Source organism: Pseudomonas sp. YL2 (genome assembly GCF_023063025.1).
Lineage (GTDB): Bacteria > Pseudomonadota > Gammaproteobacteria > Pseudomonadales > Pseudomonadaceae > Aquipseudomonas > Aquipseudomonas putida_A.
The window spans coordinates 73,036-92,886 of the sequence record NZ_JAJSLU010000020.1 but is presented as its reverse complement, the minus strand read 5'-3'; the positions used below and the strand labels follow the sequence as shown (position 1 = coordinate 92,886).

Below are 19,851 nucleotides of genomic sequence, written 5' to 3'. Positions count from 1 at the left end.
GTTTTAAATGTAACTTGAGGGGTATGTCCGTGCCAGATGACTGGCACGGATATTAAAAACTCAGTGTTGGCGGGTGATGAAGTCGCGGATCCGTTCTGCAGCTTCAACACATTCAGCCAAAGGCGCAACCAGTGCCATGCGCACGCGCCCGGCGCCCGGATTCACGCCGTCGACCTCGCGCGACAGATACGAGCCTGGCACGACAGTCACATGTTCCTGCTCGAACAGGTCGCGGCAGAATGCGGCATCGTCACCGGCCACGTTCGGCCAGAGGTAGAAGCTGCCGTCCGGACGCTGTACGTCCATCACCGGGCTGAGAATTGCCAGCACTGCGTCGAACTTCTCGCGGTACAGCGCACGGTTGGCGCGTACATGCACTTCGTCATTCCACGCCGCAACGCTGGCCAGTTGGGTTTGCACCGGCATCGCGCAGCCGTGGTAGGTGCGGTACAGCAGGAAACCCTTGAGGATATCCGCGTCACCGGCGACGAACCCGGAGCGCAGGCCCGGCAGATTGGAGCGCTTGGACAGGCTGTGGAACACCACGCAACGCTTGAAGTCCTTGCGGCCCAGTTCGACGCAGGCGCTGAGCAGGCCCGGCGGCGGGGTCTGTTCGTCGAAGTACAGTTCGCTGTAGCACTCGTCGGCGGCGATCACAAAGTCGTATTCGTCGGCCAGGGCGATGAGTTTTTTCAGTACATCAACCGGGATCAGTGCGCCGGTCGGGTTGCCTGGCGAGCACAGAAACAGGATCTGGCAGCGTTTCCAGATGTCCGGTGACACGGCGTCGAAATCCGGGTTGAAGCCGTTTTCATCCAGGCACGGCAGGTAGTGCGGCTTGGCCCCGGCGAGGAACGCTGCGCCTTCGTAGATCTGATAGAACGGGTTCGGGCTGACCACCAGTGCATCGTCGCCACGGTTGACCACGGTCTGGGTGAAGGCGAACAGCGCTTCGCGGGTACCGTTGACCGGCAGCACATTACGCGCCGGATCGATCCAGCCGCTCGGCACGCCGAAGCGACGTTCGCACCAGCCGGCGATGGCTTCGCGCAGGGCCGGGATGCCGAGGGTGGTCGGATACACCGCCATCTGATCCAGATTGTTCGCCAGCGCTTCGGCGACAAAGCTTGGCGAACGATGTTTCGGTTCGCCGATCGACAGGGCGATCGGGCGTTTGTCCGGGTTCGGCGTGACCGTGCCAAGCAGCGCGCGGAGTTTTTCGAACGGGTAGGGCTGGAGCTGGTTCAGAGCGTTGTTCATGGGGGGCCTCGGTCAATGTGGGAGCGAGCAAGCCCGCTCCCACAGGGGGGAATTGCTGGATCAAATACTGATGCGCGAAAGCTTGATATCCGGTTCCTGATTGACGCTCAGTTGCTCGACGATTGCGTCCTGCAGGCGACTGCACAGCAGCGGGTCGGAGAGCGGCTGGTTGTGAGCGTCGGTGATGAAGAACACGTCTTCTACGCGTTCGCCCAGGGTCGCAATCTTGGCGTTCTGCAGCGACAGGTCGAACTCGAGGAAGATCCCGCCGATCCGTGCCAGCAGGCCCGGGCGATCAGGGGCGGTGAGTTCCAGCACCGTCACCGGACGCTGAGCGTCGTTGTGGATCGTTACCTGCGGCGCGAAGGCGAAGTGCTTGAGCTGGCGCGGCACCCGGCGCTGAATGATTGTCGGGTAATCGTCCGGATTGCGCAGCGCTTCGGTCAGGCCATCGCGAATCTGTTTGACCCGGGCCGGGTTGTCGCCGATCGAGTCGCCGTCGGTGTCGAGCACGATGTAGGTGTCGAGGGTGAACTGGCTGCTCGAAGTGATGACCCGGGCGTCGTGAATGTTCAGGTTGAGCTGGTCCATCGCGGCCACGGTCACGGCGAAGAAGTCGTGCTGGTCGGGGGCGTAGATGAAGATCTGCGTGCCGCCCTCGAACTCGCGCTGGGTGGTTTCCTTGATCAGCACCAGCGGACCGCCATCGGCCGGCTGCTGCAGGATCGCGTCACTGTGCCAGGCCACGTCGCCGGCGGTGTGACGCAGGAAATAGTCATCGCCCAACTGCGCCCACAACTGCTCGACGTCGTCCGGATCAGTGCCGCCGCGCACGAGGATGTCCAGCGCCGCGCTCTGGGTCTGACGGATCTGCTCTTCGCGATCCACCGGATTTTCCAGGCCACGGCGCAGAGCGCGTTTGGTCTCGGTGTAGAGCTGGCGCAAGAGGCTGGCGCGCCATGAATTCCACAGCGTCGGGTTAGTCGCGTTGATGTCGGCCACGGTCAGCACGTACAGGTAATCCAGCCGGGTCTCGTCGCCGACGGCCTGAGCGAAATCGTGGATCACCTGCGGGTCGGACAAGTCCTTTCGCTGGGCGGTGGTCGACATCACCAGGTGGTTCTGCACCAGCCAGACGATCAGGCGGCTGTCCCACAGGGGCAACTGATGGCGCTGGCAGAACGCTTCGGCATCGACCGCGCCGATGTCGGAGTGGTCGCCATGCCGGCCTTTGCCGATGTCGTGATACAGGCCGGCCATGTAGATCAGTTCGGGCTTGGGCAGTTTGGCCATTAGCTTGGCGGCCAACGGGAATTTTTCCGACACCTGGGTGTACTGCAACTTACGCAGGTGCTTGATCAGGTTCAGCGTGTGCGCATCGACCGTATAGATGTGGAACAGGTCGTGCTGCATTTGGCCGACGATGAAGCCGAACTCCGGCAGATAGCGCCCGAGGATGCCGTAGCGGTTCATCCGGCGCAGGTTGCGGTGCACGCCGATCTTGCACTTGAACAGCTCGATGAACAGGCTGGTGTTGCGGATATCGTTGCGGAAGTTGTCGTCGATCAGGTGCCGGTTCTCGCGCAGCAGACGAATGGTGTCAGCGCGCACGCCTTTGATTTCCGGTTGCTGGGCCATCAGCACGAAGATCTCGAGCATGGCGAACGGCGTGCGGCGGAACACGTTGTCGTTGCGTGCTTCGATGTAGCCGTCGTGCAACTGGAAGCGCGAGTTGATCGGCTGCGGCGGTGCTTCGTCTTCCGGGGCGAGGATGACTTCCTCGAAGTGCTGGATGATCAGGTCGCTGAGCTGGGCGATGCTCATGACCACGCGGAAGTACTGCTGCATGAAGTTTTCGACGGCCTGTTTGGCGTCGTCGCCTTCAAAACCGAGCAGGCCGGCGATGGTCCGTTGATGATCGAACAAGAGGCGGTCTTCCGAGCGCCCGGCGAGCATGTGCAGGGCGTAACGCACTTTCCAGAGGAATTCCTGGGACGACGCCAACAGGGCGTTTTCGCTCTCGACCAGGAAACCTTCACCGGCGAGGGCGCGCAGGTTCAGGGTGCCGTACTGACGCCGGGCCACCCACAGAATCGTCTGGATATCCCGCAGGCCACCGGGCGAGCCTTTGACGTTGGGTTCCAGGTTGTATTCGGTGTCGTTGTACTTGTGGTGACGGGCCTTTTGCTCGGCGCGTTTGGCCAGGAAAAACTCCTTGGCCGGCCACATGTGCGCGGTGCTGGTGACATCGAGCATGCGCTGGCGCAGGCGTTCGGGGCCGCAGATGGTGCGGCTTTCCATCAGGTTGGTGACCACCGTCAGGTCGGCGCGGGCCTCTTCGGCGCATTCGTCGACCGAGCGTACGCTCTGACCGACTTCCAGGCCGATGTCCCACAGCAGCGTCAGAAAACGCTCGATGGAATCGCGGAAGACTTCGTGATCGGCGCTGTCCAGCAGGATCAGCAGGTCGATGTCGGAATAGGGGTGCAACTCACCCCGGCCGTAGCCGCCGACCGCGACCAGTGCGATATCGGCGTCTTCGCTCCAGTTGAACTGCTCCCAGGCTTTTTGCAGGATGTTGTCGACGAACCATGCACGGTCTTCGATCAGTCGGCGGATGTCGCGGCCGCTGCGAAAACGCGTGTCGAGGACCTCGCGCGCCTGGCGGATCGCCTTCTTGAACGCCGCGATGGGACTCGCTTTCAGGGCCAGTTCAGCCTGGAACTGGCCGCGGTCGAAGAGTTCGGGATCCACCTGCGGCATCGATTGGCTTTCCTTCTATAGGGCTGGGAGCGTTCTTGGGATCAGGCCGAGACGCGCGGGATAGTGTCGTCGGCGCGCAGGGTGAAAATCTCGTAGCCGGTGTCGGTCACCAGCAGGGTGTGTTCCCACTGCGCCGAGAGTTTGCGGTCCTTGGTGATGGCGGTCCAGCCGTCGCCCAGTACCTTGGTGTCGGCCTTGCCCTGGTTGATCATCGGTTCGATGGTGAAGGTCATGCCGGCCTTCAGTTCCATGCCGGTGCCGGCGCGACCGTAATGCAGGATCTGCGGCTCTTCGTGGAACACCTTGCCGATGCCGTGGCCGCAGAACTCGCGAACCACCGAGAAACCGTTCTTTTCCGCGTGCTTCTGGATGATTTCACCGATGTCGCCGAGGCGGCAGCCAGGTTTGACGATTTCGATCGCCTTGTACATGCATTCCTGAGTGACCTGCGACAGGCGTTCGGCCCAGACCGGCACTTCGCCAACGTGGAACATGCGGCTGGTGTCGCCGTGGTAGCCGTCCTTGATCACGGTGACGTCGATGTTCAGCGTGTCGCCATTCTTCAGCGGCTTGTCATTCGGGATGCCGTGGCAGACCACGTGGTTGATCGAGGTGCAGATCGACTTCGGGTAGCCCTTGTAGTTGAGCGGAGCAGGGATGGCCTGCTGCACGTTGACGATGTAGTCGTGGCAGATCTGGTTCAGTTGATCGGTGGTCACGCCCGGTTTGACGTGTTCGGCAATCATTTCCAGCACATCGGCGGCCAGTTTGCCGGCGACACGCATGCCAGCGATGTCCTCGGGGGTTTTGAGGTTGACGGTCATACAGGCTCTCTCTGCGCTCGGCGGCGCTTGCTGATACGGATAGGGTGGCAGGTGTGGGATTTGCGACCCTGAAAAACGCGATTCTACCAGACGAAAGGAGCAAATCCGCGCCTGCGTGCATTGCGTCTGTCTATACAATGGTGCGCTTGAAGGCGATTCCAAGGGGGCTGAGCCCATGTCCTTGGTGCGATTGCAGATTCCGGGTTCCGTTTCTGTGCACCCTGTGGTATAAAATGCGCCGCTTTCCGGGGATACCCCGAAAAGCTTAAATCCACACACGTGTCGACACGATGACCTGGGTGCTTTTGGCTTTATGCCACTGGTTGGTCATTGGGATACGTGGAGGCCAAACCCGACTTATTAAGGAACTATCATGTCCCAAGTCAACATGCGCGATATGCTGAAGGCCGGTGTGCACTTCGGTCACCAAACCCGTTACTGGAATCCGAAAATGGGTAAGTACATTTTCGGCGCGCGTAACAAGATTCACATCATCAACCTTGAAAAAACCCTGCCAATGTTCAACGAAGCTCTGACTTTCGTAGAACGTCTGGCCCAGGGCAAAAACAAGATTCTGTTCGTCGGCACCAAGCGTTCCGCTGGCAAGATCGTTGCTGAAGAAGCAGCACGTTGCGGTTCGCCGTACGTCGATCACCGCTGGTTGGGCGGCATGCTGACCAACTTCAAAACCATTCGTGCTTCCATCAAGCGTCTGCGTGACCTTGAAGTTCAAGCCGAAGACGGTACTTTCGCCAAGCTGACCAAGAAAGAAGCGCTGATGCGCTCCCGTGACCTGGAAAAGCTGGATCGTTCGCTGGGCGGCATCAAGGACATGGGCGGTCTGCCAGACGCACTGTTCGTGATCGACGTTGACCACGAGCGCATCGCGATCACCGAAGCCAACAAGCTGGGCATCCCGGTCATCGGCGTTGTCGATACCAACAGCAGCCCGGAAGGCGTTGACTACATCATCCCAGGCAACGATGACGCAATCCGCGCTATCCAGCTGTACATGGGTTCGATGGCTGACGCAGTGATCCGTGGTCGCAACAATGTTGCTGGCGGCACTGTTGAATTCGCAGCTGAAGAAACTCAGGCTGCAGCTGAGTAATCGACGCCCTGGCGTTGACTCAGTAAGCAAAAAGGGGGCTTGGCCCCCTTTTTGCCACCTCGAAAACCGTTTGTTGGCGCCCACTTGTGGCAGCGCACCTCCTGCATTTGTAACGTGCAGCAGCTACAAGGTGTTTCGGGAAGAATTGAACGCCCGTTCGATCGGGTGGAATGGTTGAAAACCTATCCAAGAGGAATTTGAAAATGGCAGCAATTACTGCAGCGTTGGTTAAAGAACTGCGCGAGCGTACCGGCGAAGGCATGATGGACTGCAAGAAAGCCCTGGAAAAGGCTGACGGCGACATCGAAAAAGCCATTGATGACATGCGTGCTTCGGGCGCGATCAAGGCTGCGAAAAAGGCTGGCAACGTTGCCGCTGAAGGCGCAATCGCAATCAAGGACGACGGTAAAGCTGCCGTTATCCTGGAAGTGAACTCGCAGACCGACTTCCTGGCTCTGCAAGACGACTTCAAAAACTTCGTCGCTGCCAGCGTTGAAAAAGCTTTCGCTGACAAGCTGACCGACGCTGCTCCGCTGATCGCTTCGCAAGAAGCTGCTCGCGAAGCACTGGTTGCCAAAGTAGGCGAGAACGTCAACATCCGTCGTCTGGCCCGTATCGAAGGTGACGTTGTCGGTTCTTACCTGCACGGCAACAAGATCGGTGTCGTTGTGGCTCTGAAAGGCGGTGACGTCGAGCTGGCCAAAGACATCGCGATGCACGTAGCTGCCAGCAACCCTGAGTTCCTGCTGCCTTCGCAAGTTTCGGCTGAAGCGATCGAGCGTGAAAAAGCTGTGTTCCTGCAGCTGAACGAAGAGAAGATCAAAGGCAAGCCAGAAAACATTGTTGAGAACATGGTCAAAGGCCGTATCAGCAAGTTCCTGGCAGAAGCAAGCCTGGTTGAGCAGGCGTTCGTCAAGAACCCTGAAATCAAGGTTGGCGAGCTGGCCAAGAAAGGCGGCGCAGAAATCGTTTCCTTCACCTACTTCAAAGTAGGTGAAGGCATCGAGAAGCCGGTCGACAACTTCGCTGAAGAAGTTGCTGCCCAGCTGGCTGCCGCCAAGCAATAAGACGGTTTTTCAACTGTCGCCCGAAAGAGGCTGCCCGCTCACGCGCGCAGCCTCTTTTCAGATGGGGTTACCATTTTTTAATTGGTTTCCACTGGGAACTGACTTACAAAGCCAGGTTCCGATGGCGCTGAAGCAGCGCCAAGCTAGAGTGAACGGCAGCTGTAAAACAGCTTGCACAGAATTTTTTAAATACGCCGCAGGAGAGATTCGCAATGGCTCAGCAGGGCAGTGGTTATCAGGCTCGCTATAAACGCATTCTACTCAAGCTTAGCGGCGAGGCCCTGATGGGCTCGGAAGAGTTCGGGATCGATCCAAAAGTGCTGGATCGGATGGCGCTGGAAGTCGGCCAACTGGTCGGCATCGGCGTACAGGTCGGTCTGGTGATCGGCGGTGGCAACCTGTTCCGTGGTGAGGCCTTGAGCAAGGCTGGCATGGATCGGGTGACAGGCGACCACATGGGCATGCTGGCCACTGTGATGAACGCCCTGGCCATGCGCGATGCGCTGGAACGTGCCAATATCTCGGCCATCGTGATGTCGGCCATTTCCATGGTTGGCGTGACCGATCACTATGATCGCCGCAAAGCCATGCGCCACCTGAACTCCAAGGACGTGGTGATCTTCGCCGCCGGTACCGGTAATCCGTTCTTTACCACGGATTCGGCAGCCTGCCTGCGTGCCATCGAAATCGATGCCGACGTCGTGCTGAAAGCGACCAAGGTTGATGGCGTTTACACCGCAGACCCGTTCAAAGACCCGCATGCCGAGAAGTTCGATCATCTGACTTATGATGAAGTGCTGGATCGCAAGCTGGGCGTGATGGATCTGACTGCTATCTGCCTGTGCCGCGATCACAAGATGCCGCTGCGCGTATTCAACATGAACAAGCCCGGCGCCCTGCTGAACATTGTGCACGGCGGCGCTGAAGGGACTTTGATCGAGGAAGGCCAACAATGATCAACGAAATCAAGAAAGACGCCCAAGCGCGTATGCAGAAATCCCTGGAATCTCTGAACCACGCGTTCGGCCAGATTCGTACCGGCAAGGCTCACCCGAGCATTCTCGGCAGCGTCATGGTGCCTTACTACGGTACTGATACCCCGCTGAGCAGCGTCGCCAACGTCACCGTGAAAGATTCGCGTACCCTGCAAGTCGTGGCCTTCGAGCGCAACATGCTTGCTGCCGTCGACAAGGCGATCCAGAGCGCCGGTCTGAACCTCAATCCGACCAACCTGGGTGAGTTGCTTTTGATCCCGATGCCTGCCCTCACCGAGGAAACGCGCAAGGGCTTCACCAAGCAGGCCCGTAGCGCAGCGGAAGACGCGCGTGTTGCCGTGCGCAATATTCGTCGTGACGCATTGGGTGAGCTTAAAAAGCTGGTCAAGGACAAGGAAATCAGTGAAGACGAAGAGCGTCGTGCCATCGCTGATATCGATAAGCTGACCAAGGAATCCGAGGCCCAGATCACCAAGGCCACGGACGAGAAAGAAAAAGACCTGATGGCCGTATAAGGGTCGAGCTTTTAATGGACAAGACCAAGCAGTCTGCGCCGTCCGCGGTGCCGCGCCATGTCGCGATCATCATGGATGGCAATAATCGCTGGGCGAAAAAACGCTTTATGCCGGGTGTCGCCGGGCATAAGGCCGGCGTGGATGCTGTGCGGGCAGTGATCGAGGTGTGCGCCGAGGCCAAGGTCGAAGTGCTCACCCTGTTCGCCTTTTCCAGTGAAAACTGGCAGCGCCCGGCCGATGAAGTCAGTGCCTTGATGGATTTGTTCTTCAAGGCGCTGCGTCGTGAGGCCAAGCGTCTCAATGACAACAACATCAGCCTGCGCATCATCGGCGATCGCTCGCGCTTTCATCCTGAGCTTCAGGCGGCGATGCGCGAGGCCGAGGCCATGACCGCTGGTGCCAACCGCTTCATCTTGCAGATCGCCGCCAACTACGGCGGTCAGTGGGATATTGCCCAGGCGGCGCAGCGTCTGGCGCGTGAAGTCCAGGCCGGGCATCTGCGTCCGGAGGACATCACCCCGGATCTGCTGCAAACCTGTCTGGCCACCGGTGATCTGCCGCTGCCGGACCTGTGCATCCGCACCGGTGGCGAGCACCGCATCAGCAACTTCCTGCTGTGGCAACTGGCGTATGCCGAGTTGTACTTCTCCGACCTGTTCTGGCCGGACTTCAAACACGAAGCCATGCGCACTGCGCTGGCCGATTTCGCTTCACGCCAGCGTCGCTTCGGTAAAACGAGCGAACAGGTTGAAGCTGGAGCCCGGGTTTAATGCTTAAACAACGAATCATCACTGCGCTGATCCTGCTGCCGATCGCCCTGTGCGGGTTTTTCCTGCTCGAAGGCTCCGGTTTCGCGCTGTTCATCGGTCTGGTCGTAAGCCTGGGCGCCTGGGAATGGGCGCGCCTGGCTGGCTTTACCGCACAGTCGTTCCGTGTCGGCTATGCCGCTGTCGTCGCGCTGATGCTGTTCGTCATGTACGTCCTGCCGGGCCTCGCCCCTTGGGTGTTGGGCGCTTCGGTGTTGTGGTGGGCGGTAGCGACGTACCTGGTGCTGACGTACCCGCGCTCGAGCGAGCACTGGTCTACGGCGGCCACCAAACTGGTGATCGGCTTGCTGATCCTGTTGCCGGCCTGGCAAGGGCTGGTGCAGATCAAACAGTACCCGCTGGGTAACTGGCTGATCATGGCGGTGATGGTGCTGGTCTGGGGTGCCGACATCGGTGCTTACTTCTCCGGCCGTGCTTTCGGCAAGCGCAAGCTGGCGCCGCAAGTCAGCCCGGGTAAGAGCTGGGAAGGCGTTTATGGTGGCCTGGCGCTGAGTCTGGTAATCACCGCGATCGTCGGCCTGGTTCGCGACTGGACGGTGGCTGAGCTACTCAAGGGCCTGATCGGCGCTGCATTGATCGTATTCATTTCGGTGGTGGGCGACCTCACCGAAAGCATGTTCAAGCGCCAGTCCGGCATCAAGGACAGCAGCAACCTGCTGCCCGGTCATGGCGGTGTGCTTGATCGCATCGACAGCCTGACCGCTGCGATCCCGATTTTTGCCGTACTGCTGTGGATGGCTGCACCGTGAGCCGCCCGCAACAGATCACTGTTCTGGGGGCGACCGGTTCGATTGGCCTGAGCACCCTGGACGTCATCGCTCGGCATCCCGAGCGTTATCAGGTTTTCGCCCTGAGCGGCTTTACCCGCCTGAGCGAGTTGCTGGCCTTGTGCGCTCGGCATGTGCCGCAGTTTGCGGTGGTGCCTGAAGTGGCTGCGGCGCGTGGCTTGCAGGACGACTTGCGGGCTGCCGGGCTGTCCACTCGGGTGCTGGTGGGGGAAGAGGGCCTGTGCCAGGTCGCCTCCGCCCCTGAAGTTGATGCTGTGATGGCGGCCATTGTCGGCGCCGCGGGCCTGCGCCCGACGCTGGCGGCGGTGCAGGCCGGGAAGAAAATTCTCCTGGCCAACAAAGAGGCGCTGGTGATGTCTGGCGCGCTGTTCATGCAGGCCGTGCACAAGAGCGGTTCGGTGTTGCTGCCGATCGACAGCGAACACAACGCGATCTTCCAGTGCATGCCGCAGGATTTTGCCCGTGGACTGGGTGCGGTCGGCGTGCGGCGGATTCTGCTGACGGCTTCGGGCGGTCCTTTCCGGCAGACGCCGATGAGCGAGCTGGCGCATGTTTCGCCTGATCAGGCGTGTGCGCACCCGAACTGGTCGATGGGTCGCAAGATCTCAGTGGACTCGGCCAGCATGATGAACAAGGGCCTGGAGTTGATCGAGGCCTGCTGGCTGTTCGATGCCAAGCCGTCGCAGGTCGAGGTGGTGATCCATCCGCAGAGTGTGATTCACTCGCTGGTCGACTATGTGGATGGCTCGGTATTGGCGCAGTTGGGCAACCCTGACATGCGCACGCCGATTGCCAACGCACTGGCCTGGCCTGAGCGAATCGACTCGGGTGTGGCGCCGCTGGATCTGTTTGCCGTTGCGCGCCTGGATTTCGAGGCGCCGGACGAACAGCGCTTCCCTTGTCTGCGCCTGGCGCGACAGGCGGCGGAGGCCGGCAACAGTGCGCCGGCCATGCTCAATGCGGCCAACGAAGTGGCAGTCGCGGCGTTTCTCGACGGACGCGTTGGTTATCTGGAAATCGCGAGTATTATCGAGGACGTGCTGAACCTCGAGCCAGTGGTTGCGCTTGAGGATCTGGACGCGGTGTTTACCGCGGACGCGAAAGCGCGGATTCTGGCCGAACAGTGGCTTGATCGTCACGGCCGATAGCCGTTGCAGACCCATGGCTTCACGCGGCACTGAACAGGATTGCGGAGAAAGTAGATGAGCGCGCTCTATATGATTGCCGGCACCCTGATCGCTTTGGGTGTACTGGTCACCTTTCACGAATTCGGCCACTTCTGGGTCGCGCGTCGCTGTGGCGTCAAGGTTTTGCGTTTTTCCGTAGGCTTCGGCATGCCCCTGCTGCGCTGGCACGACAAGCAGGGCACCGAGTTTGTCGTCGCCGCGATTCCGCTGGGTGGCTACGTCAAAATGCTCGATGAGCGTGAAGGCGAGGTGCCAGCCGATCAGCTTCATCAGTCCTTCAATCGCAAATCGGTTCGCCAGCGCATCGCTATTGTCGCGGCGGGACCGATCGCCAACTTCCTGCTGGCCCTGGTGTTTTTCTGGGTGCTGGCGATGCTCGGCAGTGAGCAGATCCGTCCGGTCATCGGTGCCGTCGAGTCCGGCAGCATCGCGGCCAAGGCCGGTTTGAGTGCCGGTCAGGAAATCGTCGCCATCGATGGCGAGCCGACTTCCGGCTGGGCGGCCGTCAATTTGCAGTTGGTTCGTCGTCTTGGGGAAAGCGGTTCCCTGCGATTGCTCGTGCGCGAGCAGGGCTCTACCGCTGACACGCCGCGCGAACTGGCGCTGGACCACTGGCTCAAAGGGGCTGATGAACCCGATCCGATTCGCTCGCTGGGTATTCGCCCATGGCGCCCGGCGTTGCCGCCGGTGCTGGCCGAGCTCGATCCAAAAGGTCCGGCGCAGGCCGCTGGTCTGAAAACCGGCGACCGCCTGTTGTCGCTCGATGGCCAGGCGCTGGGTGACTGGCAGCAAGTGGTTGATACCGTTCGTACGCGTCCTGATACCAGAATCTTGCTGCGCGTCGAGCGCGACGGTGCTCAAATCGACGTCCCGGTGACCTTGGCTGCGCGTGGCGAAAGCAAGGCGCCGAGCGGTTATCTGGGTGCTGGCGTGAAAGCAGTGGACTGGCCGCCGGAAATGATCCGCGAGGTCAGTTATGGCCCGTTGGCCGCAATTGGCGAGGGTGCCCGGCGTACCTGGACCATGAGCATCCTGACGCTGGACTCACTGAAGAAAATGCTGTTTGGCGAGCTCTCGGTAAAAAACTTGAGTGGGCCGATAACCATTGCTAAAGTGGCGGGCGCTTCTGCCCAGTCGGGCGTTGCTGATTTCCTGAATTTCCTTGCTTATCTGAGTATTAGCCTGGGGGTTCTGAATTTGCTGCCCATTCCTGTACTGGATGGGGGGCATTTGTTGTTTTATCTGATTGAGTGGGTGCGTGGTCGCCCCTTGTCGGATCGGGTGCAAGGTTGGGGGGTGCAGATCGGTATCAGTTTGGTGGTCGGAGTGATGTTGCTTGCTCTGGTCAATGATCTGGGTCGACTGTAAAGCTTCGCTGAATTGCGAATCTGCCGCATTTTGCGGCAGTTTGTTTATTGCCAGTTGGAATAAGAAAGGACTTCATGAAACGTCTGCTGCTAACTGCGGTTCTCACCGTATTGATGATCGCCGAAGTTCACGCCGAGTCCTTCACTATCTCTGATATTCGCGTCAATGGCCTCCAGCGGGTCTCCGCGGGTAGCGTCTTTGGTGCCTTGCCGTTGAACGTCGGCGAGCAGGCGGATGATCGTCGCCTGGTGGAATCCACTCGTGCGTTGTTCAAAACCGGTTTCTTTCAAGATATCCAGCTGGGCCGCGAAGGCAACGTTCTGGTGATCACGGTCGTCGAACGTCCGTCGGTCGCCAGTATCGAGATCGAAGGCAACAAGGCGATCTCCACCGAAGACCTGATGAAGGGCCTCAAGCAGTCCGGTCTGTCCGAAGGTGAAATCTTCCAGCGCGCCACCCTCGAAGGTGTCCGTAACGAGCTGCAACGTCAGTACGTTGCCCAGGGCCGTTACTCGGCGACCGTCGACACCGAAGTGGTCTCGCAGCCGCGCAACCGCGTCGCGCTGAAAGTGAAGATCAACGAAGGCACCGTGGCGGCCATCCAGCACATCAACGTGGTGGGTAACACGGTCTTCCCTGATGACGATCTGATCGACCTGTTCGAGCTGAAAACCACCAACTGGCTGTCGTTCTTCAAGAACGACGACAAGTATGCCCGTGAAAAACTCTCCGGTGACCTGGAGCGCCTGCGTTCCTACTACCTGGACCGTGGCTACATCAACATGGATATCGCTTCGACCCAGGTGTCCATCACCCCGGACAAGAAGCACGTCTACATCACCGTCAACATCACCGAAGGCGAGAAGTACACTGTTCGTGACGTCAAGCTCAGCGGTGACCTGAAAGTGCCTGAAGACCAGGTCAAGTCGCTGTTGCTGGTGCAGAAAGGCCAGGTGTTCTCGCGCAAGCTGATGACCACCACCTCCGAACTGATCACCCGCCGTCTGGGTAACGAGGGTTACACCTTCGCCAACGTCAACGGCGTACCTCAGCCGCATGACGACGATCACACTGTGGACATCCTGTTCGCCGTCGATCCGGGCAAGCGTGCCTACGTCAATCGCATCAACTTCCGTGGCAACACCAAGTCCGAGGACGAAGTGCTGCGTCGTGAAATGCGTCAGATGGAAGGTGGCTGGGCTTCGACCTACCTGATCGACCAGTCCAAGACCCGTCTGGAGCGTCTGGGCTTCTTCAAGGAAGTGAACGTTGAAACGCCGGCTGTACCGGGTGTCGACGACCAGGTTGACGTGAACTACGCCGTTGAAGAGCAGGCCTCCGGTTCGATCACCGCCAGTGTCGGTTTCGCCCAGAGCGCCGGTCTGATCCTCGGTGGTTCGATCACCCAGAACAACTTCCTCGGTACCGGTAACCGTGTGAGCGTGGGCCTGACCCGCAGCGAATACCAGAGCCGCTACAACTTCGGCTACGTTGACCCGTACTGGACCGCCGATGGCGTGAGCCTGGGTTACAACGCGTTCTATCGCACCACCGACTACAAAGACCTCGACGTCGACGTAGCAAGCTATGCGGTAGACAGCCTGGGTGCCGGCGTCAACGTTGGCTACCCGATCAGCGAGACTTCGCGTCTGACCTTCGGTCTGTCCGCTCAGCAGGACAAGATCAAGACCGGTCAGTACACCGTTGACGAGATCTTCGACTTCGTTAACAAGGAAGGCGACCAGTACCTGAACTTCAAGGCATCGGCCGGTTGGTCCGAGTCGACCCTGAACAAGGGCGTACTGCCGACCCGTGGTCGTTCGCAGAGCCTGACGCTGGAAACCACGATTCCGGGCAGCGACCTGTCGTTCTACAAACTCGACTACCGTGGTCAGTTGTTCCAGCCGATCACCGAAAACTACACCCTGCGTCTGCACACCGAGCTGGGTTATGGCGACGGTTATGGTTCGACCGACGGCTTGCCGTTCTATGAAAACTACTATGCTGGTGGTTTCAACTCGGTACGTGGCTTCAAGGACAGTACTCTGGGGCCGCGCAGTACTCCGAGTCGTGGTACCAATCCGGGTACTTCGGTTGACCCGGATCAGGATCCGCTGCCGTTCGGTGGTAACGTCCTGATCCAGGGCGGTGCCGAGGTTCTGTTCCCGCTGCCGTTCGTCAAGGATCAACGCTCCTTGCGTACCTCGGTATTCTGGGACGTGGGTAACGTTTTCGATTCGCAGTGCAAGGACACCACCAACGCAAATGGCTCGACGTCCAACACCAAGTGTAACGACATCAGCCTGAGCAACATGGCCAGTTCCGTTGGTGTGGGTGTGACCTGGGTCACCGCACTGGGTCCTCTGAGTTTTGCTCTGGCGATGCCGGTCAAGAAACCGGATAACGCTGAAACTCAAGTGTTCCAATTCTCCCTCGGCCAGACGTTCTAAGCGTCTGACCCAAGATAACGACAATGGATTTTGTAGGAGTGCATCGTGCGTAAGTTGACTCAATTGGTTCTCCTGGCCTCCGTACTGGTGGCAGGCCCGGCGTTCGCCGACATGAAAATCGCCGTTCTGAACTATCAGATGGCACTGCTGGAGTCCGACGCGGCCAAGAAATACGCCGTGGATGCCGAGAAGAAGTTCGGTCCGCAACTGACCAAGCTCAAGACGCTGGAAAGCAGCGCCAAGGGCATTCAGGACCGTCTGATGGCCGGTGGCGACAAGATGCAGCAGGGCGAGCGTGAGCGTCTGGAGCTTGAATTCAAGCAAAAGGCCCGTGACTTCCAGTTCCAGTCCAAGGAACTGAACGAAGCCAAGGCAGTTGCCGACCGCGAAATGCTCAAGCAACTGAAGCCGAAACTGGATAGCGCAGTGGAAGAAGTCATCAAGAAAGGTGGTTTTGACCTGGTGTTCGAGCGTGGCGCAGTGATCGATGTCAAACCTCAGTACGACATCACGCGCCAGGTTATCGAGCGCATGAATCAGCTGAAGTAACCCATGACCGTGACTATCAAGCTCGGCCAGTTGGCCGAGTTCCTCGGCGCCACCCTGCGTGGCGACCCCGAGACGCAAATTACTGGGCTAGCCACCTTGCAGGAGGCTGGCCCAGCTCAGTTGAGCTTTCTGGCAAATCCTCAATATCGCAAATACCTGGCAAGTTCCCAGGCGGCTGCGCTATTGCTCAAGGAAGCCGACGCCGAAGGTTTTGCCGGCAACGCGCTGGTGGTGCCGGATCCTTACCTGGCTTACGCCCGTATCTCCCATCTGTTCGATCCCAAACCGAAAGCCGCTGCGGGCGTTCATCCCACGGCGGTGATTGCACCGGATGCGGTAGTTGATCCAAGCGCCAGCATCGGTCCGTTTGTGGTGATCGAGGCCGGTGCGCGCATTGGTGCGCAGGTCACCCTGGGGGCCCATTGCGTCATCGGTGCCCGCAGTGAAATCGGCGAGGGCGGCTGGCTCGCTCCGCGGGTGACGCTGTACCACGACGTGCGCATCGGCAAGCGTGTAGTGATCCAGTCCGGTGCCGTTCTCGGTGGTGAAGGCTTCGGTTTTGCCAACGAGAAAGGTATCTGGCAAAAGATCGCCCAGATCGGCGGCGTGACCATCGGCGACGATGTCGAGATCGGCGTGAATACCGCCATCGACCGTGGCGCGCTGGCAGATACCGTGATCGGCAACGGCGTGAAACTCGACAACCAGATCCAGATCGCGCACAACGTCCAGGTCGGTGATCACACCGCCATGGCGGCCTGTGTCGGTATCTCCGGCAGCACCAAAATCGGCAAGCACTGCATGCTCGCCGGTGGTGTCGGCCTGGTGGGGCACATCGATATTTGCGACAACGTTTTCTTGACCGGGATGACCATGGTGACCCACTCGATTACCGAGCCAGGCGCCTATTCTTCCGGCACAGCCATGCAACCGGCGGCCGAATGGCGCAAAAGCGCGGCCCGCATCCGTCAGCTCGATGACCTCGCGCGACGTTTGAAGCAACTGGAAAAGCGCGTCGGGGAAGTGACCCCCGGCAGCAATGCTTCATCTGATGGCTGATACCATTTCCATATCAAGTGTGCACAGCCTCTAGACTGCCTCCTTGATTTGCTAGAGGAGTGCGCGTCAGTCGCGCTCCCAATCTTTACATAGGCTTCCCCCCGAAATGATGGACATCAACGAGATTCGCGAATACCTGCCTCACCGTTACCCGTTCCTGCTGGTGGACCGGGTGGTGGAACTGGACACTGAAGGCAAGCGCATTCGCGCCTACAAGAATGTCAGCATCAATGAGCCATTCTTCAACGGCCACTTCCCGGCGCACCCGATCATGCCGGGCGTACTGATCATCGAAGCGATGGCCCAGGCTGCCGGGATCCTCGGTTTCAAAATGCTCGACGTGAAACCGGCCGATGGCACCCTTTACTACTTCGTCGGTTCCGACAAGCTGCGTTTCCGTCAGCCGGTGCTGCCGGGTGACCAGTTGATCCTGGAAGCCAAGTTCATCAGCTGCAAGCGCCAGATCTGGAAATTCGAATGCCAGGCTTCGGTCGACGGCAAGCCAGTCTGCTCGGCTGAAATCATCTGTGCGGAACGCAAGCTATGAGTTTGATTGACCCTCGCGCAATCATCGATCCGTCGGCCGTTCTGGCTGACGGCGTCGAGGTCGGCCCGTGGTCGATCGTCGGCGCAGGTGTGGAAATCGGCGAGGGTACTGTGATCGGACCGCATGTGGTCCTCAAAGGCCCGACCCGCATCGGCAAGCACAACCGCATCTACCAGTTTTCCTCGGTAGGCGAAGACACGCCGGATCTGAAGTACAAAGGCGAAGAAACCCGTCTGGTGATCGGTGATCACAACGTCATTCGCGAAGGCGTGACGATTCACCGTGGCACCGTGCAGGACCGTTCGGAAACCACGCTGGGCGATCACAACTTGATCATGGCCTATGCCCACATCGGGCATGACAGCGTGATCGGCAACCACTGCATCCTGGTCAACAACACCGCGTTGGCCGGGCATGTGCACGTTGACGATTGGGCGATCCTTTCCGGTTTCACCCTGGTGCATCAGTACTGCCACATCGGCGCCCACAGTTTTTCCGGCATGGGCACCGCCATCGGCAAGGACGTTCCGGCGTTCGTGACCGTGTTCGGCAACCCGGCCGAAGCGCGCAGCATGAACTTCGAAGGCATGCGCCGTCGTGGTTTCAGCGAAGACGCGATTCACGCGCTGCGCCGCGCTTATAAGACCGTGTATCGCCAGGGCCTGACCGTGGAGCAAGCGTTGGCCGAATTGGCCGAACCTGCTGCGCAGTTCCCGGAAGTTGCGCTGTTTCGTGACTCGATCCAGTCGTCGACTCGCGGCATCACCCGCTGATCATGGCCAGTCTGCGTATTGCGCTGGTGGCGGGCGAAGCTTCCGGCGACATTCTGGGCGCCGGCCTCATGCGCGCCCTCAAGGCTCAACATCCGGCAGTCGAGTTCATCGGTGTCGGCGGTCCGTTGATGCAGGCCGAGGGCCTGACGTCTTATTTCCCCATGGAACGTCTGTCGGTCATGGGGCTGGTGGAAGTCCTTGGGCGGCTGCGCGAGTTGCTCAAGCGCCGCAAGGACCTGATCGCCACGCTGATCGCCGAGAAACCGGATGTGTTCATCGGCATCGACGCTCCCGATTTCAACCTCAACATCGAACTCAAGCTGCGTCAGGCCGGGATCAAGACCGTGCATTACGTCAGCCCTTCGGTGTGGGCGTGGCGCCAGAAGCGTGTGCTGAAGATTCGCGAAGGCTGCGATCTGATGCTCACCCTGTTGCCGTTCGAAGCAAAATTTTACGAAGAGCAGGGCGTGCCAGTGCGGTTCGTCGGTCATACGCTGGCCGATACCATTCCGTTGCAGGCCGATCGCGCCGCAGCGCGTGCCGAACTCGGCTTGCCCGACGGGCCGCTGGTGGCATTGATGCCCGGCAGTCGCGGTGGTGAAGTCGGCCGTCTCGGTGCGCTGTTCCTGGATACTGCCGAACGTCTGCGGGCCATGCGCCCCGGGCTTCGCTTCGTCATCCCGTGCGCCAATGCCGAGCGTCGCGCTCAGCTCGAAGAGTTGCTGGTTGGCCGCGACTTGCCAGTAACCCTGCTCGACGGCAAGTCGCATCTGGCCTTGGCGGCGTGTAACGCGGTGCTGATCGCTTCGGGCACGGCGACGCTTGAGGCGTTGCTGTACAAGCGGCCAATGGTCGTTGCGTATCGCCTGGCACCGCTGACCTTCTGGATTCTCAAGCGCATGGTCAAGAGCCCGTACGTGTCGCTGCCGAACCTGCTGGCCCAGCGTCTGTTGGTGCCGGAATTGTTGCAGGATGATGCGACAGTCGAGGCCCTGGCCCAGACACTGTTGCCATTGATCGAAGGCGGCGAAGAGCAGACCCGAGGCTTCGACGAGATCCACCGCACCCTGCGGCTGGATGCTTCCAATCAGGCGGCGGATGCCGTCCTCAACCTGATCGGTCAGAAACAATGAGCAAGACGATGCAGATGGGCCTGGATTTCACCCTGGTCGCCGAAGTCGAAGAACTGGTGGCCGGTGTCGACGAAGTCGGTCGTGGCCCGTTGTGCGGCGCAGTGGTGACGGCGGCGGTGATCCTCGATCCGAACCGGCCGATCCTCGGCCTCAACGACTCGAAGAAACTCACTGAAGCCAAGCGCGAGAAGCTCTACGACGAGATCATCGAGAAATCCCTGAGCTGGTGCATTGCACGCGCCGAAGTCGAGGAAATCGACGAGCTGAACATCCTCCACGCGACCATGCTCGCCATGCAACGCGCAGTGGCCGGGCTGCATATTCAGCCGAAACTGGCGATGATCGACGGCAACCGGTGCCCGAAACTGCCGATGCGCGCCGAAGCGGTGGTGCAGGGTGACGGCAAGGTACCGGCCATCGCTGCCGCGTCGATTCTGGCCAAAGTCAGCCGCGACCGTGAAATGGCTGCATTCGAATTGATCTACCCGGGGTACGGCATCGGCGGTCATAAAGGCTACCCGACGCCCGTTCATCTGGAAGCGTTGGTGCGCCTTGGCCCGACCCCGATTCACCGGCGCTCCTTCGCCCCGGTGCGTCAGGCTTACGAGGCGCTCGAAGGCCTGACGCAGGTTTAG

18 protein-coding genes are annotated in these 19,851 nt (G+C 59.8%); 15 read left to right on the top strand and 3 right to left on the bottom strand.

The genetic code is table 11. The features are described 5' to 3' along the window. Positions 1-60: 60 nt before the first annotated feature. The 3 genes from dapC to map are packed head-to-tail and all read right to left on the bottom strand — an operon-like array spanning position 61 to position 4,847. Positions 61-1,260 carry a succinyldiaminopimelate transaminase gene (dapC, locus tag LVD08_RS23795; RefSeq protein WP_115988116.1) on the bottom strand — a complete coding sequence of 400 codons (1,200 nt, stop codon included), beginning with the start codon at positions 1,258-1,260 and terminating at the stop codon, positions 61-63. 60 nt (positions 1,261-1,320) lie between these two features. Continuing rightward, positions 1,321-4,023, bottom strand: coding sequence for a [protein-PII] uridylyltransferase (locus tag LVD08_RS23790; protein ID WP_095138351.1), 2,703 nt, complete (start codon positions 4,021-4,023; stop codon positions 1,321-1,323). 41 nt (positions 4,024-4,064) lie between these two features. Further along, positions 4,065-4,847: a type I methionyl aminopeptidase gene (map, locus tag LVD08_RS23785; protein ID WP_007964271.1), complete on the bottom strand. Its 783-nt coding sequence runs from the start codon at positions 4,845-4,847 to the stop codon at positions 4,065-4,067. A gap of 373 nt (positions 4,848-5,220) precedes the next feature. Between map and rpsB the strand changes: the two genes are divergently transcribed. From rpsB to rnhB, 15 genes are all read left to right on the top strand, one after another. Continuing rightward, complete coding sequence (gene rpsB / locus LVD08_RS23780) at positions 5,221-5,958, top strand: 30S ribosomal protein S2 (protein WP_003222119.1); 738 nt, start codon at positions 5,221-5,223, stop codon at positions 5,956-5,958. A 203-nt stretch (positions 5,959-6,161) separates the two neighbouring features. Further along, a complete protein-coding gene (tsf, locus tag LVD08_RS23775; protein ID WP_027611027.1) occupies positions 6,162-7,025 on the top strand; it encodes a translation elongation factor Ts in 864 nt (287 codons plus the stop codon). Between the two features lie 212 nt (positions 7,026-7,237). Next, positions 7,238-7,981, top strand: coding sequence for a UMP kinase (gene pyrH, locus LVD08_RS23770; RefSeq protein ID WP_003222124.1), 744 nt, complete (start codon positions 7,238-7,240; stop codon positions 7,979-7,981). Further along, positions 7,978-8,535 (top strand): ribosome recycling factor, encoded by a 558-nt coding sequence (frr, locus tag LVD08_RS23765; protein ID WP_047291868.1) that lies wholly within the window; start codon positions 7,978-7,980, stop codon positions 8,533-8,535. The genes pyrH and frr overlap by 4 nt, the downstream gene beginning before the upstream one ends. A 14-nt stretch (positions 8,536-8,549) precedes the next feature. Continuing rightward, positions 8,550-9,305: a polyprenyl diphosphate synthase gene (uppS, locus tag LVD08_RS23760; protein WP_003222128.1), complete on the top strand. Its 756-nt coding sequence runs from the start codon at positions 8,550-8,552 to the stop codon at positions 9,303-9,305. Continuing rightward, positions 9,305-10,111, top strand: a complete 807-nt coding sequence (locus LVD08_RS23755) for a phosphatidate cytidylyltransferase (RefSeq protein WP_027611029.1) — start codon at positions 9,305-9,307, stop codon at positions 10,109-10,111. The genes uppS and LVD08_RS23755 overlap by 1 nt, the downstream gene beginning before the upstream one ends. Then, positions 10,108-11,298, top strand: coding sequence for a 1-deoxy-D-xylulose-5-phosphate reductoisomerase (ispC, locus tag LVD08_RS23750; RefSeq protein ID WP_247269403.1), 1,191 nt, complete (start codon positions 10,108-10,110; stop codon positions 11,296-11,298). Before LVD08_RS23755 ends, ispC begins: the two co-directional genes overlap by 4 nt. A 54-nt stretch (positions 11,299-11,352) precedes the next feature. Continuing rightward, positions 11,353-12,705 carry a sigma E protease regulator RseP gene (gene rseP, locus LVD08_RS23745; RefSeq protein ID WP_247269402.1) on the top strand — a complete coding sequence of 451 codons (1,353 nt, stop codon included), beginning with the start codon at positions 11,353-11,355 and terminating at the stop codon, positions 12,703-12,705. 74 nt (positions 12,706-12,779) lie between these two features. Then, positions 12,780-15,155, top strand: a complete 2,376-nt coding sequence (bamA, locus tag LVD08_RS23740) for an outer membrane protein assembly factor BamA (RefSeq protein WP_247269401.1) — start codon at positions 12,780-12,782, stop codon at positions 15,153-15,155. Between the two features lie 45 nt (positions 15,156-15,200). Continuing rightward, positions 15,201-15,704 (top strand): OmpH family outer membrane protein, encoded by a 504-nt coding sequence (locus LVD08_RS23735; protein ID WP_003222140.1) that lies wholly within the window; start codon positions 15,201-15,203, stop codon positions 15,702-15,704. Between the two features lie 3 nt (positions 15,705-15,707). Continuing rightward, positions 15,708-16,763 carry a UDP-3-O-(3-hydroxymyristoyl)glucosamine N-acyltransferase gene (gene lpxD, locus LVD08_RS23730; protein WP_123587100.1) on the top strand — a complete coding sequence of 352 codons (1,056 nt, stop codon included), beginning with the start codon at positions 15,708-15,710 and terminating at the stop codon, positions 16,761-16,763. 106 nt (positions 16,764-16,869) lie between these two features. Further along, positions 16,870-17,310 carry a 3-hydroxyacyl-ACP dehydratase FabZ gene (gene fabZ / locus LVD08_RS23725; RefSeq protein ID WP_003222142.1) on the top strand — a complete coding sequence of 147 codons (441 nt, stop codon included), beginning with the start codon at positions 16,870-16,872 and terminating at the stop codon, positions 17,308-17,310. After that, a complete protein-coding gene (gene lpxA, locus LVD08_RS23720; RefSeq protein WP_007964278.1) occupies positions 17,307-18,083 on the top strand; it encodes an acyl-ACP--UDP-N-acetylglucosamine O-acyltransferase in 777 nt (258 codons plus the stop codon). The genes fabZ and lpxA overlap by 4 nt, the downstream gene beginning before the upstream one ends. A gap of 2 nt (positions 18,084-18,085) precedes the next feature. Beyond that, complete coding sequence (lpxB, locus tag LVD08_RS23715; protein ID WP_135295057.1) at positions 18,086-19,216, top strand: lipid-A-disaccharide synthase; 1,131 nt, start codon at positions 18,086-18,088, stop codon at positions 19,214-19,216. An 8-nt stretch (positions 19,217-19,224) separates the two neighbouring features. Next, positions 19,225-19,851 (top strand): ribonuclease HII, encoded by a 627-nt coding sequence (rnhB, locus tag LVD08_RS23710; protein ID WP_027611036.1) that lies wholly within the window; start codon positions 19,225-19,227, stop codon positions 19,849-19,851.